The sequence below is a fragment of the Pseudomonas sp. NBRC 111132 genome, from assembly GCF_001320565.1.
Lineage (GTDB): Bacteria > Pseudomonadota > Gammaproteobacteria > Pseudomonadales > Pseudomonadaceae > Aquipseudomonas > Aquipseudomonas putida_P.
Map to the genome: position 1 here is coordinate 1 of NZ_BCBI01000088.1, position 15,640 is coordinate 15,640.

The 15,640-nt window shown below is 63.1% G+C and carries 15 protein-coding genes, 1 tRNA gene and 1 pseudogene; 7 read left to right on the plus strand and 10 right to left on the minus strand.

The window, feature by feature from the left end; genetic code table 11:
• A partial coding sequence (locus APH35_RS26535; protein WP_060515771.1) for a chemotaxis protein occupies positions 1-852 on the minus strand: 852 nt, incomplete at its 3' end.
• Between the two features lie 350 nt (positions 853-1,202).
• Between APH35_RS26535 and APH35_RS26540 the strand changes: the two genes are divergently transcribed.
• From APH35_RS26540 to APH35_RS26550, 3 genes are all read left to right on the plus strand, one after another.
• On the plus strand, positions 1,203-1,712 hold the full coding sequence (locus APH35_RS26540; RefSeq protein ID WP_041166667.1) for a hypothetical protein: 510 nt from the start codon (positions 1,203-1,205) through the stop codon (positions 1,710-1,712).
• Positions 1,713-2,077: 365 nt separating this feature from the next.
• On the plus strand, positions 2,078-2,974 hold the full coding sequence (locus APH35_RS26545; protein WP_060515772.1) for a sensor histidine kinase: 897 nt from the start codon (positions 2,078-2,080) through the stop codon (positions 2,972-2,974).
• Positions 2,964-3,623 (plus strand): response regulator, encoded by a 660-nt coding sequence (locus APH35_RS26550; protein ID WP_012271333.1) that lies wholly within the window; start codon positions 2,964-2,966, stop codon positions 3,621-3,623. The genes APH35_RS26545 and APH35_RS26550 overlap by 11 nt, the downstream gene beginning before the upstream one ends.
• Here the strand turns inward: APH35_RS26550 and yegS are convergent.
• On the minus strand, positions 3,607-4,494 hold the full coding sequence (yegS, locus tag APH35_RS26555) for a lipid kinase YegS (protein WP_060515773.1): 888 nt from the start codon (positions 4,492-4,494) through the stop codon (positions 3,607-3,609). The genes APH35_RS26550 and yegS overlap by 17 nt on opposite strands.
• Before the next feature lie 230 nt (positions 4,495-4,724).
• Here yegS and APH35_RS26560 point away from each other — a divergent pair, with 230 nt between their 5' ends.
• Entirely contained in the window at positions 4,725-5,972 is a 1,248-nt protein-coding gene (locus tag APH35_RS26560) for a glycosyltransferase family 4 protein (RefSeq protein WP_012271331.1), read from the plus strand.
• Here the strand turns inward: APH35_RS26560 and APH35_RS26565 are convergent.
• Together APH35_RS26565 and moaB are read right to left on the minus strand one after the other, a co-directional pair.
• Entirely contained in the window at positions 5,961-7,187 is a 1,227-nt protein-coding gene (locus APH35_RS26565) for a molybdopterin molybdotransferase MoeA (protein WP_060494078.1), read from the minus strand. The genes APH35_RS26560 and APH35_RS26565 overlap by 12 nt on opposite strands.
• Complete coding sequence (gene moaB / locus APH35_RS26570) at positions 7,171-7,710, minus strand: molybdenum cofactor biosynthesis protein B (protein ID WP_060515774.1); 540 nt, start codon at positions 7,708-7,710, stop codon at positions 7,171-7,173. Before moaB ends, APH35_RS26565 begins: the two co-directional genes overlap by 17 nt.
• Before the next feature lie 187 nt (positions 7,711-7,897).
• Between moaB and APH35_RS26575 the strand changes: the two genes are divergently transcribed.
• Both APH35_RS26575 and APH35_RS26580 read left to right on the plus strand, forming a co-directional pair.
• The gene (locus tag APH35_RS26575; RefSeq protein WP_012271328.1) at positions 7,898-8,119 is read left to right on the plus strand and encodes a YgdI/YgdR family lipoprotein; all 222 of its coding nucleotides are present in this window, start codon (positions 7,898-7,900) and stop codon (positions 8,117-8,119) included.
• Positions 8,120-8,199: 80 nt separating this feature from the next.
• Positions 8,200-8,276: transfer RNA gene (locus tag APH35_RS26580), tRNA-Pro, on the plus strand.
• Positions 8,277-8,332: 56 nt separating this feature from the next.
• Here APH35_RS26580 and mqo read toward each other — a convergent pair.
• The 4 genes and pseudogenes from mqo to APH35_RS26595 all read right to left on the minus strand — a co-directional run bounded on the left by mqo (position 8,333) and on the right by APH35_RS26595 (position 13,648).
• The gene (gene mqo, locus APH35_RS26585; RefSeq protein WP_012271327.1) at positions 8,333-9,913 is read right to left on the minus strand and encodes a malate dehydrogenase (quinone); all 1,581 of its coding nucleotides are present in this window, start codon (positions 9,911-9,913) and stop codon (positions 8,333-8,335) included.
• A 184-nt stretch (positions 9,914-10,097) separates the two neighbouring features.
• A complete protein-coding gene (locus APH35_RS29815) occupies positions 10,098-10,865 on the minus strand; it encodes a methyl-accepting chemotaxis protein (protein ID WP_370739379.1) in 768 nt (255 codons plus the stop codon).
• Between the two features lie 165 nt (positions 10,866-11,030).
• Positions 11,031-11,792, minus strand: a pseudogene (locus APH35_RS29820) (methyl-accepting chemotaxis protein); the annotation flags it as partial.
• A 92-nt stretch (positions 11,793-11,884) separates the two neighbouring features.
• Positions 11,885-13,648 (minus strand): ABC transporter transmembrane domain-containing protein, encoded by a 1,764-nt coding sequence (locus APH35_RS26595; protein WP_060515777.1) that lies wholly within the window; start codon positions 13,646-13,648, stop codon positions 11,885-11,887.
• A gap of 209 nt (positions 13,649-13,857) precedes the next feature.
• Between APH35_RS26595 and APH35_RS29125 the strand changes: the two genes are divergently transcribed.
• On the plus strand, positions 13,858-14,031 hold the full coding sequence (locus APH35_RS29125) for a PA1571 family protein (protein WP_176729473.1): 174 nt from the start codon (positions 13,858-13,860) through the stop codon (positions 14,029-14,031).
• A 59-nt stretch (positions 14,032-14,090) separates the two neighbouring features.
• On the opposite strand, the gene pdxB is transcribed toward APH35_RS29125, so the two are convergent.
• Together pdxB and tusA are read right to left on the minus strand one after the other, a co-directional pair.
• The gene (gene pdxB, locus APH35_RS26600; RefSeq protein WP_060515776.1) at positions 14,091-15,233 is read right to left on the minus strand and encodes a 4-phosphoerythronate dehydrogenase PdxB; all 1,143 of its coding nucleotides are present in this window, start codon (positions 15,231-15,233) and stop codon (positions 14,091-14,093) included.
• Between the two features lie 60 nt (positions 15,234-15,293).
• Positions 15,294-15,536, minus strand: a complete 243-nt coding sequence (tusA, locus tag APH35_RS26605; RefSeq protein WP_012271322.1) for a sulfurtransferase TusA — start codon at positions 15,534-15,536, stop codon at positions 15,294-15,296.
• Between the last annotated feature and the right edge of the window lie 104 nt (positions 15,537-15,640).

Below are 15,640 nucleotides of genomic sequence, written 5' to 3' on the forward strand. Positions count from 1 at the left end.
GCAGCCCACCTTCTTCACCATGGATTCGTTGAAGCTGCCCGACAGCGAGGTATGCAGCACCACATAAAGGGGCCGCAGGCGCGCATCGCTGCGGATCTCGGTGGTTAGCCGGTAGCCATCCATTTCCGGCATTTCGGCATCGGTAAACACCATCAGCAGCTTCTCGCACACGTCCTCGCCAGCATCCGCCCAGCCCTTGAGCATGCGCAGCGCCTTCAGACCATCACTGGCCACGTGCAGCTTCATGCCCAACTGGGACAAGGTATCGCGCAACTGCGCCAGGGCCACACTGGAGTCATCCACCAGCAACACTTCGCGGCCACGGGCCCGGGCCAGCACCGGGTCGGCGAGTTTATCGCCAGAGACCCGAGCGTTGTATGGCACGATTTCAGCCAGCACCTTCTCCACGTCGATCACTTCGACCAGTTTTTCGTCGACCTTGGTGATGGCGGTCAGATAATGCTGGCGGCCGGCACTGGTCGGCGGCGGCATGATCGACTCCCAGTTCATGTTGACGATGCGGTCGACACCGCCCACCAGGAAAGCCTGCACCGAGCGGTTGTATTCGGTGACGATGATCGTGCTGTCCGGCCCCGGTTGCAGCGGGCGCATGCCAATCGCCTGGGACAGGTCGATCACCGGCAGGGTTTGCCCGCGCAGGTTCACCACACCGCAGACGAAGGCATGGCGCTGGGGCATCAGTGTGAGCTTGGGCAGTTGCAGCACTTCCTGCACCTTGAACACGTTGATCGCGAACAACTGGCGACCGGCCAGGCGAAACATCAGAATTTCCAGGCGGTTCTCACCCACCAATTGCGTGCGTTGGTCTACCGTGTCGAGAATGCCAGCCATTGGAAAGCCCCCAGGCTCAAGTCGAAAAAAGTGAAATCATCTACCCTGTATCGGCGGCTCCACACACACCTTGACCCCTGCGGGAAAATGCTGCGAAGGCAATTGATATCACCATGCCATCATGCTTTACTGCGGGCATCCAGCGCAAATCAAGGCTTCGGCAAAAGTTCCCCACCCTAGCCTCGCATCAGGGAAACCCTTAGCAGCAATCGGGTGCAACCTGATGTTCGCGATATCCTTTAGCCATTAATGTGACGCCATTCTCATTGCATGAATGGAGTCAGGCTTTTGCTAGCTATCGTTTTGGCGTGCCCGCCCCCCGCGCCTCATCCACGCGCGGGGACCTGATGATGGACACTGCCTTATCGTTCGATGACGCCCTGCAGGGCTTCCTGCTGGATGCCCAAGTGCTGCTGACCCAGGCCCAGGAGTGCCTGCAGCATCTGGAGCTGATCGACAATGACCTGGACGCCTGTCGCTGCCTGGAAAACGCCCTCGACAGCCTCGCCCGACAGGCCACACGCCTGGGCCTGCGTGAAGTCGCCCACTACACCACTGCCCTGCAACAGTTGCTCGCCCCGGCCTGCCACGGTGCTTGCCTGCAACGTGCCGCCCTACCTGCGATAGGGGCCTGCCTGACCCTGCTGGCCTGGCAGCTGGAGCTGGTAGATACCCGGACCGGGCGGTTGAACCTGGACATCGGCGAGCAGCTGGTGCTACTGGGCGAGTTGGCCAAGGTCGTGCAACAGCCCTTTGCGCCAGCCTGCGCATTTTGCAATGAGCAAGGCAGCGAGTGCATTCACCCGCACAGCCACATGGCAGCCGGCACGCACCCCAGCCGCTCTACCTCCACGTATTGACTTTGCATGAAGTGCAACTAAGGCTGCTTGTTCAAGTACCACCATGGTCGAACTTGAAAAGTGCTTCAAGTTTTTCAGTGTCACGTTGAAACTTGACCGCGCTAGTTGCAGCACAAGTGCACAGTGAGTGACTAAAGGGTGGCACTTTGCTACCCGAAACTGCCCGACCAGCAGGCGTTTCAAAGCGTTACCCAGCCGCGACCGATGCAATGCGAAGTGGTAATATGCGCCCCCACAAACGCTTGCTACCGGAAGCAAGGTTGCAAGATCACGTGTTTAAAAAAATATCGAAAGTACTGCGCCAAAGCCTCTGACCAGCATTGTGCAAGGCCTCCATCAGCAAGACTTCAGTGGCTTCCCTATCTATGTTCCCACGCTTGAAGACTTCTCTGCGTTGCTGCCCCCGCGCTGCCCTGCTGCGTTGGACGACGGTCGGGCTGTGCGTGGCCTCGCTGCTTGCCAACCTGGCGCTGTACCTGACCCATCAGGCAATCCCGCTCAGCCTGCTGATGCTGCAGCTGGTCGCCACGCTGGGCGCCGCTGTGCAACTGGGCCTGGGCGCCAGGTCGATCAGCCTGCGTCCGGCCGAGCTGGCCGAGCGCATGCTCAAGGTGCAGGAAGATGAGCGTCAGCACCTGGGCCGGGAACTGCACGACGACATCGGCCAACTGCTCACCGCCGCCAAGCTGCAATTGCAGTGGTTGCAGCGGCGCATGCCCGACGAGTTGCAGAACCACTGCGACGCCCTGCGCAGCACGCTGGATGACACCTTGGGCAACGTCCGGGATGTATCTGCCCTGCTCAACCCGCGGCAGTTGGCCAGCCTGGGCCTGGAAGCCAGCCTGCGTGCGCACCTGGTACGTACCTTGGCCAGCAGCGGGGTGCACTGGAGCCTGGCGTGCAACCAGCGACTGGGCGGCATCGACGAGACGGTAGCCATGGCAGTGTTCCGTATCACCCAGGAGGCGGTGACCAACATGCTGCGTCACGCCCAGGCGCACAACCTGGTCATTCGCCTGCAGCGCACTCCAGAGGGGCTTACTTTGTCGATCCACGACGATGGCTGTGGTTTCGTACCCGCCCGCCACCCGGCCGAGGCCGGCCAGCGCGGCCTGGCCGGCATGCAGGAGCGGGTAACCGCGCTGCAGGGTAGGCTCGACATTACCAGCCAACTTGGCCTGGGCACGCAGATCGAGGCGATGTTCCCGTGGCCTCCGCGCACCCAGCAGCGCGCCAGGAGTACGCCCGCCCATGACCTGTAGGCTGCTGCTGGTAGACGACCACTCATTGATCCGCGCCGGGGTACGTGCGTTGGTCTGCGATATCCCCGGCTATGATGTGATCGGCGAAGCCGATGATGGCAGCCAGTTGCTCGAACAGGTTCGCACACTGGCCCCAGACATCGTCCTGCTGGACATCTCGATGCGTTCGACCAGCGGCCTGGACGCTCTCACCCAGCTGCGGGCCAGCGGCAGCACGTGCAAGGTGCTGATCCTGTCGATGCACACCGACCCGGACCTGATCATGCGGGCCCTGGAAAGCGGCGCCCACGGCTATCTGCTCAAGGACACCAGCGCCACCGAGCTGGAACAGGCCCTGAGCGCCGTGCGCAACGGCGAGCGTTACCTTAGCCCGGCCATTGCCCACACCGTCATCAACCAGGCGCTGCGCCACACCAAGCAAGGCAAGCAAAGCGCTGGTGAGCGGCACAACCTGACGGCACGGCAACTGGAGATCCTGCGCCTGATCGTGCGCGGCAAGTCCACCCGGGAAATTGCTACAGGCCTGGGCCTGTCGATCAAGACCATTGAAACCCACCGGTCGCAAATCATGAAGCGCCTGCAAATTCACGACGTAGCGGGCCTGGTGCTGTTCGCCGTGCGCGAGAAAATCATCAGCCTGGACGACTGAGCAATGGCGACCCGGCCGGCAGGTGCAGGCGCAACGCCGCAGGCCTGGCCTGAAAGCGCAGGTTGGCAGCCTGCAAGGGCTCGCCATCGAGGTTGATGTCCAGCCCTTGCGCGCTCTTGATCTCGACCCACGGCAACCTGGCCCGAATGAACAGGCCGTCACCGGCCAACAAGTCACGTAGCGCCCCTACCACTTCCTGTGGCGCAGGCAGGATGGCGATATCAAGCAGACCGTCGTTGATGATGGCCTCAGGGCATAGCACCTGCCCGCCCCCCGCCTGACGGCCATTGCCGATACCCAGCGCCAATAAGACCCCTTGCCAGTGGAAGTCCGGGCCCTGCAACTCCACCGAAGCCGCCTGCAGCTCACTGAAGCGCGACAACCCGGTGAACAGGTAGGCGGCAGCGCCCAACACCTTCTTGAGGTCTTCCGAGGTATTGGCGGTGACCTGGCTGCCAAAGCCGCCAGTGGCCATGTTGAGGAACAGCTGGTCACCAGCCTGCCCCAGGTCTATGGGTTGTGGCGCGACATTCAACAAAGCCAGCGCCGAGGCTGGCACCTGGGGGATGCCAGCGGCCTTGGCAAAATCGTTGGCCGTACCCAATGGCAACAAGGCCAGGCTGGCGCTGGTGGCGGCCAACCCCATGGCCTCGGCCACATCGCGTAATGTGCCATCACCGCCACCGGCGACGATATGGCTGTAACCCGCAGCCAGTGCTTCAGCGACCAACCGCTGGGCGTCGCCCGCTTCCCAAGTGACTCGTACATCCAGCACCCAGCCACTATCGCGCAGCTCGCGCACGGCGCTGCGGACCTCTTCGTTCATCGCCTGCTTGCCGTGCAGCACCAGCATTGCCTTGCGCCCTTGCATGTGCGCGTCTCCGTAAAATGGGCCAACCCAGATCTCGACCACTGGCACGCCCGGATCGTTGCATACCCTGGCAAAGAATCGTGCAGGCCGGTCATTTTTCCCACGCCTGGGAATGCCCGGCTATGCTCAGCAGATACACCTTTTGCCATGGACGCGCCCGGCAGTGGCTCCCCCACTGCTGCCAATGGGCGCGTTTTGCTATCTGCAACCTTTCACGAGGATTCCGGGTAATGCGCATTCTCTGGACACTGCCTTACTTGCCCTGGCCGACCACCAGCGGCTGCAAGACCCGGCAATACCACTTGCTGCGCGCACTGGCTCAACGCGGCCACCGGATCACCCTGCTGGTGCAGTCGAAAATCCCCCTCAGCGATGGCGCTCGTGATGCCCTGGAACCACTGCTCGAACGCCTGATCGTTTTGCCCCGCCGCCCGCTGCACAGCCCGCTGAACCTGCTGGCTTCACCCATCATCGACTACCCCATGCGAGCCATCATCAATGGCCTTTCCTCTTGCCTGCGGCACCGCTTCGAGCAGTTGCTGGACGAGCCCTGGGACGTCATCCAGATCGAGCACAGCTACAGCTTCCAGCCGTTTGAAAAAGCCCTGCAGGCCCGAGGGCTGCCCTACATGCTCAGCGAGCACACCTTGGAGTCGGTTATGGGCGGCGCTTGCCACGACCGCCTGCCGCTGTGGCTACGCCCGCTCAACGCCTTCGACCGCTGGCGCTATCGGCGCTGGGAACATCGCGTACTGCGCCAGCCCACCGAGCTGGTGGCGGTCAGCACCCACGATGCCGAACTGATTGGCCAGATCAGCGGGCGCCCAGTGAACGTGGTGGTCAATGGTGTAGATTGTGATTTTTACCAGCAGGTACAACCTGCGCTGCACAGCCAACGCCTGTTGTTCGTCGGCAACTTCGAATATGGCGCCAACCTGGAGGCCATCGAATGGGCGCTGGAAGACATCATGCCGCAGGTATGGATGAGCAACCCAGCGGTGCGCCTGGCAATTGCCGGGCATGCAATGCCCGCCAACTGGAAATTGCACTGGAACGACCCGCGCATCGAGTGGTTGGGCTACCGACCCGACCTGCGTGAACTGCAGCGGCGCTCCGCGCTGTTTTTCGCGCCACTGCGCTATGCCGGTGGCTCGAAGGTGAAAATCCTCGAAGCGATGGCCGCCGGCCTGCCAGTAATCACCACCGGCAAGGGCGTTTCAGGCCTGAGCGCGAACAATGGCGAGCATTACCTGGGCAGCGACGACGGTGACCAACTGGCGCTGCTGATCACCCAGCTGCTCAACCAGCCCTGGCGCATGAGCCAGTTGAGCGCGGCCGGGCGCCAGTTCGCCCGCCAGCGCCACGACTGGAGCGTGGCCGCCCAGCAACTGGAGAATGTGCACATGCGCCTGACCCAGGTGGCCCCGGCCGAGGCCGCGCCGCTGGCCAATGCCTGGCTGGGTCGCTCAGCCAAGTAACTCGCTGAAGGGGATGAACGGCACGCTGTCACCGCGCTTTGGCGTGCTGCCCTCACGCACCTCTACCAAGCCCTCGGCCCAGGCCGCGCTACGCAGCACACCCGAGCTCTGGTTCTTGTAGATGCGCACCTGGCCCTGCTCGATGCGCGCACGCAGGTATTCGCGGCGCGTCCCAGGCTTGGGCCAGTCAAAGCCCGCTGGCATATCGAAGCGCAATGGCGTGACGTCGGCCACACCCTGGCGGCGCAGCAGGTAGGGCCGGGTCAGCAGGCCAAAGGTGACCAGCGTCGAGGCCGGGTTACCTGGCAGGCCGATCACCGGCACGCCCTGGAAGTGGCCAAACGTCAGCGGCTTGCCCGGCTTGATCGCCAGCTTCCACAGCGCCAGCTCGCCAGCTTCGCGCAGGGCAGCACCAAGGTAGTCGGCCTCGCCCACCGAGACACCGCCGGTGGACAGGATCAGGTCTACGCCCCCCAGCTCGGCCAGGCAGGTGCGGGTACGGGCCAGGTCATCTGGCAGGATGCCGGCGTCGACCACTTCGCAGCCCAGTCGCTGCAGCCAGCTGACCAGCAACCTGCGGTTGCTGTTGTAGATTTGCCCAGGCCCCAGCGGTAGGCCGGGCTCGACCAGTTCGTCGCCGGTAGACAGCACCGCCACTTTCACCTTGCGCACTAGATCCAGGCGGCCATACCCCAGGGTCGCCGCCAGGCCCAGCTCGATCGGCCCGAGGCGGGTACCGGCGCTCATTACCTGTTCGCCCTTGCGGGTTTCCTGGCCCTGAGGGCGTATGTTCTGTTCGGTTTGCAACGCTTCGAGAAAACGCACCCGGCCATCTTCGAGTACTTCGGTGTTTTCCTGCATCTCGACGCAGTCGGCCCCTTCCGGCACCGGTGCACCGGTGAAGATCCGCGCGCAGGTGCCCGGTTGCAGCGGCTGTGGCGCATGGCCGGCGAAAATACGCTGGCTGACCGGCAGCGGCTGGCCCTGCCAGTCGGCTTTACGCAAGGCATAACCGTCCATGGCGCTGTTCGGCCAGGGCGGCAGGTCGAGCGACGCCACCAGGTCGGTGGCCAACACACGGCCTTCGGCTTCGGCCAGCGGCAAGTTCTCGGTGTCGCGGATCGGTGCCGCCTCGGCCAATGCCAGCAGCTGCTCCAGGGCCTGTTCCACCGGCATCAGCGGCCGGGCCTGGCTGAGCTCAGCCACGGCTGTCACAGGCCGCTGCCTGCTTCAGATGCGCCACGAAGTTGCACGGGCGATGACGGGCATCGAGCTGCTCGGCAAGGATGCCATCCCAGCCGGTGCGCACCGCATTGGTCGAGCCCGGCAGGCAGCACACCAGGGTGCCGTTGGCCAGCCCGGCCAACGCACGCGACTGCACGGTGGAGGTGCCAATGTCGGCCACGGAGATCTGCCGGAACAGCTCGCCAAAGCCGTCCACCTGCTTGTCCAACAGGCAGGCCACCGCCTCGGGGGTGCTGTCGCGGCCGGTAAAACCGGTCCCCCCGGTAATCAACACCACTTGCACGCTGTCGTCGGCGATCCAGGTGGCGACCTGGGCGCGGATCTTGTACAGGTCGTCCTTGAGCAGCACGCGCTCGGCCAGGCGATGGCCGGCGGCGCTCAGGCGGTCGACGAACATTTGCCCAGAGCTGTCGGTTTCGAAGGTACGGGTGTCGCTGACCGTGAGCACGGCGATGTTCAACGCCACGAAGGGGGTATCTGCCTTGGCTTTCATGGGGGTCCGTCACAACAAGATGAGATGGCCGCAGTTATATCACAGCGCACCTTTTCCGGCGTTGCGCCCATCGCCCTTGCCCTGGGTCAAGGGGACGAAATCGTCGCTATGCTGCACTGGGAGTGAACTTGCACTAACGTCCTGCGTCATAAATGTCATCTAGCACCATCGCACTTGGAGAAACACGATGATCAAACGGACCCTCCCCGCCTTCCTGCTCGCCCTGGGCCTGGGCGCCCTCGCCGGCTGTGCATCGCCGACTGTCATTACCCTTAACGATGGTCGCGAAATCCAGGCCACCGACACGCCGAAGTTCGACGAAGACTCCGGTTTCTACGAATTCGAGCAGCTGGACGGCAAGCGCACGCGCCTGAACAAGGACCAGATCCGCACCGTCAAAGAGCTCTGATCAAGCCCCCGTTTTGGCAATGGCCCTTTAAACAACAAGGGCTTGCTGGCGAAAACGGGATACAGTAGGATTTTGTTCATCGGAGTGTAGCGCAGCCAGGTAGCGCGTCTCGTTCGGGACGAGAAGGCCGCAGGTTCGAATCCTGTCTCTCCGACCAGGTTCTGCTAAAAAAGCCCGCCTTGCGCGGGCTTTTTGTTGTGCGCGAGAACGACGTCAGTGCGCGGCTTGGGCTTCAGCTTCTACGGGCATGTGCAACAACTGCAAGCGCTCGCTGCTCCACGCGCGGGTCTGGTTGGTCAGCGCCAGGTCGTTGTTCAGCTTCTGGCCGTAGCTCGGCACGATTTCCTTGAGCCTGGCCTGCCAGGCAGGCGACTGGATGCGGTCCTTGAAGGTCTTTTCCAGCACGGTCAGCATGATCGGCGCGGCGGTCGAGGCGCCAGGCGAAGCGCCCAACAGCGCGGCGATACTGCCGTCCTGCGCCGCCACCACTTCGGTACCGAACTGCAGCACACCACCCAGTACCGGGTCCTTCTTGATCACCTGCACCCGCTGGCCAGCCTGCAGCAGCTTCCAGTCTTCGTTCTTGGCGTTGGGGAAGTACTCGCGCAGCGCGTTCATGCGGTCATCGAAGCTGAGCATCAATTGCCCCATCAGGTAGGTGCTGAGGTCGATGTTGTCGATACCGGCATTGAGCATGGGCAACACGTTGTGGCTGTTCAGCGAGGCGAACATGTCCAGCAGCGAACCGTGCTTGAGGTACTTGGTGGAGAACGTGGCGAACGGGCCGAACAACAGCACCTGTTTGCCATCGATCATCCGCGTGTCCAGGTGCGGCACCGACATGGGTGGAGCGCCAACCGAAGCCTTGCCGTACAGTTTGGCCTGGTGACGCGCGACCAGGTCAGGGTTATCGGTCATCAGGAACTGGCCCCCCACCGGGAAGCCCGCATAGCCTTCGGCCTCGGGGATGCCCGACTTCTGCAACAACTTCAGTGCGCCGCCACCGGCACCAATGAAGACGAAGCGGGCATTGACAGCCTTCTCATTGCCGCCGTTGGCCAGGTCGGCCACGACTACATGCCAGGTGCCATCGTCGTTACGTACGATGTCACGCACTTCATGACGCACATTCAGCGACACGTTGGGGTTGCGAGTCATTGCAGCGAACAGCTGGCGGGTGATTTCGCCGAAGTTCACGTCGGTGCCGATGGCCATGCGCGTGGCGGCGATCTTCTGCCCCGGGTCACGGCCTTCCATGACCAGCGGCGCCCATTGGCGAATCTGCTCGTGGTCCTCGGAGATTTCCATGCCGCGGAATAGCGAGCTGTGTTGCAGGGCATCGACGCGCTTGTGCAAGAAGGCAATGTTCTCGTCTCCCCAGACGAAACTCATGTGCGGCACATTGTTGATGAACGATCTTGGGTTGTTCAGCACGCCCTGCTCGACCTGGTAGGCCCAGAACTGCTTGGACACCTCGAACTGCTCGTTCACCCCCACGGCCTTGCTGATGTCGATGCTGCCATCCTTGCCGACGCTGGTGTAGTTCAGCTCGCAGAATGCAGAGTGACCGGTGCCGGCGTTGTTCCAGGCGTTGGAGCTTTCCTCGGCGACCTGGTCCATGCGCTCGTAGACGTCGACCTTCCAGGACGGTTCCAGCTCGGTGAGGTAAGTGCCCAGGCTGGCACTCATGATGCCGCCACCGATCAACAGCACGTCGACGGTTTTCTCAGGCTCGGCAGGTTTGGAACAGCCGATGACGCCCAGGCAGAGGAACGTCAGCAGAAATTTCTTCATTGATGTTATCCAGTTGTTGTGTGCACGCGCGCCGCCTGGAGCAGGGAATGTGCCAACTGGGGTTGGGCTAACAAATATGGGGTAAAACGAAGGGTCGCATGGCGGCAACCCGCCACAGGGCAATGGTTTTAGCGGTCTGGTGGCGGATTTCCCCCAGGGGCCGTGTGACGGCCCCTTTTCAAGGTCAGGCGCTCAGGCGCGAGGTGACTTCGCCCAGTTGCCCCGACAAACCATGCAGGCGATGCCCCGCCTGCTCGGTATGCTGCACCGCTTCCTGGTTGGCCGTGGCAATGCGGGTAATCTCGATCAGGTTGCGCGAGATATCGTCGGCTACGCTGGTCTGCTCTTCAGCTGCCGTGGCGATCTGCCGGTTCATGTCGCGTATCGCCTCCACAGCCTGGGTGATACGTTGCAGCATCTGCCCGGCCTGCTCGACCTGTTCAGCCCCTTCCTGGCTTCGCTGCTGGCCGCTTTCGATGGCCTTCACCGCCTCCACCGCCCCAGACTGTACCGCTTCGATGATCTGGTTGATTTCGGCAATCGACGCCGCCGTGCGCTGGGCCAGGCTGCGCACCTCATCGGCGACCACCGCAAAGCCGCGCCCGGCTTCACCAGCACGGGCCGCCTCGATGGCCGCGTTGAGCGCCAGCAGGTTGGTTTGCTCGGCAATGCCACGAATCACTTCCAGCACTTTGCCAATGCGCGTGCTGTCATGCTCCAGATCGCGGATCACCGACGCCGTGCCAGCGATTTCACGGTTGACCACACCGATGATGTCGATGGTCTGCTGCATCACCTGCTCGCCCGCCTGGGCGCTGTGGTCGGCGTCATCCGCTGCACGGGCTGCCTCGGCGGCGTGGCGAGCCACCTCCTGTGCGGTGGCGGACATCTCGTGCATGGCCGTCGCTACCTGGTCGGTACGCTGGAACTGGTCATGAGTACCGCGAGCCATGTCGCCGGCAATACTGCGCAACTGGCCACTGGCGCCTTCCAGCTCCTGCGCGTTGTCCTGCAACCGGCCAACCGTGTCGGCCAGGAAATCGCGCAGGGTGTTGGCCGCCCGCGCCAGCCGCCCCAGTTCGTCCTCACGGCGGCTGTCGACCCGGGCGGCAAAGCGGCCTTGGCTGAGTTGCGCAACATACTCGATCAACTGGCGGATCGGCTCGATCAGGCTGCGATTGACCAACCACAGGCTAAGCAGCCCCACCAGCACCGCAGAAGCCAGCATCACCAGCAGGCCCAGCCATACCGTGCGCTCGGCGCTGGCGCTGATGCTCGTCGCACGCTGGCGGGCATCGGCACGCAGTTGCTCGACCAGTTGGCTCATCTGCTCACTGGCGGCGCGATCCACGCCCTTCACCGCCTGGTCGCCTGCTACCGGGTCGCCACCTGCGGCAAGGAAGGCCTGCCGCCCCTGCGCATAGGCCTGGCCCAGCTGGCGGTGGCTGTCGCGCAATTGCTGTAGTGGCTCCTTGAGCCTGGCGTCGCTGCTGTCGATTAGTTGCCCGAGCAATTGTTGCACCTGCTGCTCGCGGGCCTGGAACTGCTGCCAGTACTTGTCCATCTCTGCCGGTTGGCGCCCGCGCAGCAGCACGTTCTTCCATTCCTGCACCTGGATCTTGAACTGCAGGTTGGCTTCGTCAATCAATTGCGAGGCCCGCAGCGGCCCGTCCACCAACTCGGCGTAACCACGCACGCTGGACGACAGAAACTGGAAACACACCAGGGCGATCAGCAGCATCGCCACCACGCTGCCGCCGAGCAGCGAGAGAATTTGCACTCTGAGGGATTTACGCAACATCGAGGGTCTCGGAACCAGAGGGGTAGGCTGAGGCCGCTGTACAGCCCCTTTACTGGCAGGCCAAAAAAAGGCTGCCATCAAGCAATGGCAGCCAGGTCAAGCACTTACGCAACAGTTGAGGCAGATACTCTCAGGCAATTACTACAAAAATATTACAAAGCCGCGACAAGCTAACCGGTGGTGAACTGCAGCGCTGCCAGCCGCGCATACAGCGGGCTTTCCTCGATCAACTGACGGTGAGTGCCCACCGCCACTACCCGACCCTTGTCGATGACCGCGATGCGCTCGGCATGCTGCACCGTGGCCAGACGATGGGCGATCACCAGCGTGGTGCGCCCAGCCATCAGGCTGGGCAGCGCTTGCTGGATCAAGTGTTCGCTTTGCGCGTCAAGGGCACTGGTGGCTTCGTCCAGCAACAGGATCGGCGCATCGACCAGCAATGCCCGGGCAATCGCCAGGCGCTGACGCTGCCCGCCGGAAAGCCCTATGCCGCCTTCCCCTAGCGGTGTCTGGTAGCCCTGCGGCAGTTGTTGGATAAACGCGTCGGCGTGGGCACCGCGAGCTGCGGCTTCGACTTCAGCCAAGGTTGCCTCGGGCCGGCCATAACGGATGTTGGCCTCTACCGTGCCACGGAACAGCGATGGGTTTTGCGCCACCAGGGCGAACTGCCGGCGCAGTTGGTCAGGATCGAATTCGGTAAGCGCCTGGCCATCGAGCAGAATGCGCCCTTGCTGGGGGTCGTAGAAGCGCAGCAACAAATCGAACAGGGTCGACTTGCCTGCCCCCGAGGGGCCGACCAGCGCTACGGTCTGCCCGGGCTCGATGGCCAGGCTCAGGCCGTCCACTGCCGCCACCGTGGGCCGTGACGGGTAGGCGAACACCACCTGCTGCAGCTCGATACGCCCGCTGGCCCGCTGCTGTGGTTGCGCCTGTACCACGGCGGGCGGCAGGATCGCACTGTGCGCCGTCAACAGTTCGGCAATGCGCTCGGCCGCACCTGCGGCGCGCTGCAGCTCGCCAATCACTTCGCTGAGCGTACCGAAAGCGCTGCCGACGATCAGGCTGTAGAACACGAATGCAGCCAGTTCGCCTGCGGAAATACGCCCGGCGATCACATCCATGCCCCCGACCCACAGCATCACACCCACCGCCCCCAGCACCAGCACGATCACCAAGGTGATCAGCCAGGCACGCTGAGCAATTCGCTTGCGGGCCACAGTAAACGCCGCTTCGACTGTGCCGGCGAACAGTTCGCGGTCGTGCGCCTGGTGGTTGTAGGCCTGCACGGTCTTGATCTGCCCAAGCGTCTCGGCCACGTAGCTGCCTACATCGGCGACCCGGTCCTGGCTTTGCCGTGACAGGCTGCGCACCCGACGGCCGAACAGCAGAATCGGTGCCAGCACCAGCGGCAGGGCCACCACCACGATGCTGGTGAGCTTGGGGTTGGTGATGAACAGCAACACCACGCCGCCAATGACCATCAGCGCGTTGCGCAGGAACATCGACAGCGATGAACCGATGACCGATTGCAGCAGGGTGGTGTCCGCTGTCAGCCGTGACTGGATCTCGGAGCTGCGGTTGTCTTCGAAAAAACCTGGGTGCAGACCGATCAGGTGGTCGAACACGGCACGACGGATATCGGCCACGCAGCGCTCACCAATCCACGACACCAGGTAGAAACGGCTGAAGGTGCCCACTGCCAGGGCCAGCACCAGCACCAGGAATAGCCCGATGGTCTGGTTGAGCTGGTGCACGGAGCGCGTCATGAAGCCCTGGTCCACCAGCAAGCGGATACCCTGGCCCATGGACAACGTAATGGCGGCGGTAACCACCAAGGCCAGCAAGGCCAGCAGCACTTGCCGACGATAGGGGCGAACGAACTGCCAGGCCAGGCGCAAGGCACGGCGTTGACGTGGGGAAACCGATTCGGGCATGGCGACGACCACAATGCTGGGGAAACCGCAGACTACCATTCATCCCGAGCGGGGGAATGGCTTCAGGGTGCTATAACGCATTGGTCTAAGCAGATGATGGAGCTTTCACAGGGTTTCTGTTGGACTGTTGCTGCCGTGACACAGAAGCTGTCACAGGCCAGTCACGGCACAAGGCTACCCTGAGCTCGAACCTGAAGAGGAGACAGTGCATGAGCTTGCAGCATGGCAGTGACAACCAGAAGCCCCAGACCACTCAGCAATCACAGGTATGCGGTTCGATCATCGACGCCAAGGGACGTGAAGTGCCCATCACCGAGCAGATGATCCAGCAGGCCTGCAAGGCCCTGGAAGAAAGCCGGGTCGAGCGCGTACGCAAAGGTTGATCGGCGAATTTTTTGCAACCCGGCGCTTGCGCCGGGTTTTTATTGCTCGGCAAGGTCGCTTAGACCAACGCCCCACCCAAGGCACTGACCAGCTGCGCCAACTGCGGCGACTCCCCGCGCAAGCGCACTGCCAGCCCCTCGATTTCGCGCCGTGGCGGATAGTGCTTGCGCAACTGGTCGAACGCCGCTCGCTGTAACTGCGGGTCATCGCTCAGGCTACGACGGAAATCGGCATCGTCGCGGCGCGGGTCGTACACGGCGCGGCACAGGGTGGCCAGCGCCCAGGCCGGGTCGGTACTGGCATCCAGTTCGACCTGCGCCAGTGCTGGCCGGGGCAACAGGTCGGCCAGTTGCACCTGCTCGTCTACTCCCAGGAAGCGGCAAAGCGCCTGGTAGATCTGTGCCGTGCCACGTTGGCGACCATCGAGGCTGTAGCCGGCAATGTGTGGCGAAGCCAGGGTGCACAGGTCGGCCAACTGCAAGTCGACCTGCGGTTCACCTTCCCACACATCCAGCACCGCATGCACGTCTTCGCGGTCCAGCAGCAGCTCGCGCAGGGCGATGTTGTCCACCACCGGGCCACGGCTGGCATTGACCAACCAGGCCCCAGGGCGCAACTGTGCCAGCTGCGCCGGCCCCAGCAGGTGCCAGGTGGGGTGTTCGCCGCCGCGCTGCAATGGGGTGTGCAGGCTGATCACATCACACTGCTGCACAATGGTTTCGAGGCTGACGTAGTCTCCACCCTCGGCGGCTTGGCGCAACGGGTCGCAGACCAGCACCTTCCAGCCCAGCCCGTGCAGTACCCGCACCAGGCGCCCCCCCACCTCTCCCGCGCCCACAACGCCGTAGACGCGTTCGGCCAGCGCTACGCCATCCAGCTCGGCCAGGGTCAGCAAACTGCCCAGCACGTAATCGACCACGCCGCGGGCATTGCAGCCCGGCGCGCTGCTCCAGGAGATACCGGCTTGGGCAAAGTAGTCCAGGTCCAGGTGATCGGTGCCGATAGTGCACGTGCCGACAAAGCGTACACGGCTGCCTTCGAGCAGTTGGGGGTCGACTTTGGTCACCGAGCGCACCAGCAGGATATCGGCGTCCTTGACGCTGGCGGCATCGAGGCTTCGGCCGGGGTAGCGGCGAATTTCACCGAAACCCTGGAAGAAGGCATCGAGCAGCGGGATGTTCTCGTCGGCAACTATCAGCATGGCGCTCTCCTGTCTGGGGAACGCAGTGTAGGCGGTACGCCGGGCTTGATCCAGAGCGATTCAGTCGGCTTTTTTGCGGATCCAGTACAGGAACGTGCCGGCGTCTTCTTGCTGCTGTAGCAGCTCATGGCCGAGGAAGTTGCAGAACTTGGGAATGTCGCGGCGTGTCGACGGGTCGGTGGCGATGACCTTGAGCAGGCCGCCGGCGGCCAGGTTACGCACGTGCTGGTGCAGCATCATCACAGGTTCCGGGCAGTTCAGGCCGGTGGCATCGAGGACGGCGTCGGGGGTGAAATCGGTCATGGGGGGCTCCGAAAATGATCGTTATTGTCGCGCATAGCGCGACGCGGTCCAAGCACCGCTTACGAATCGCGCTACGCGCCCGCTCTCCCTCGCCTCGCCTCGCC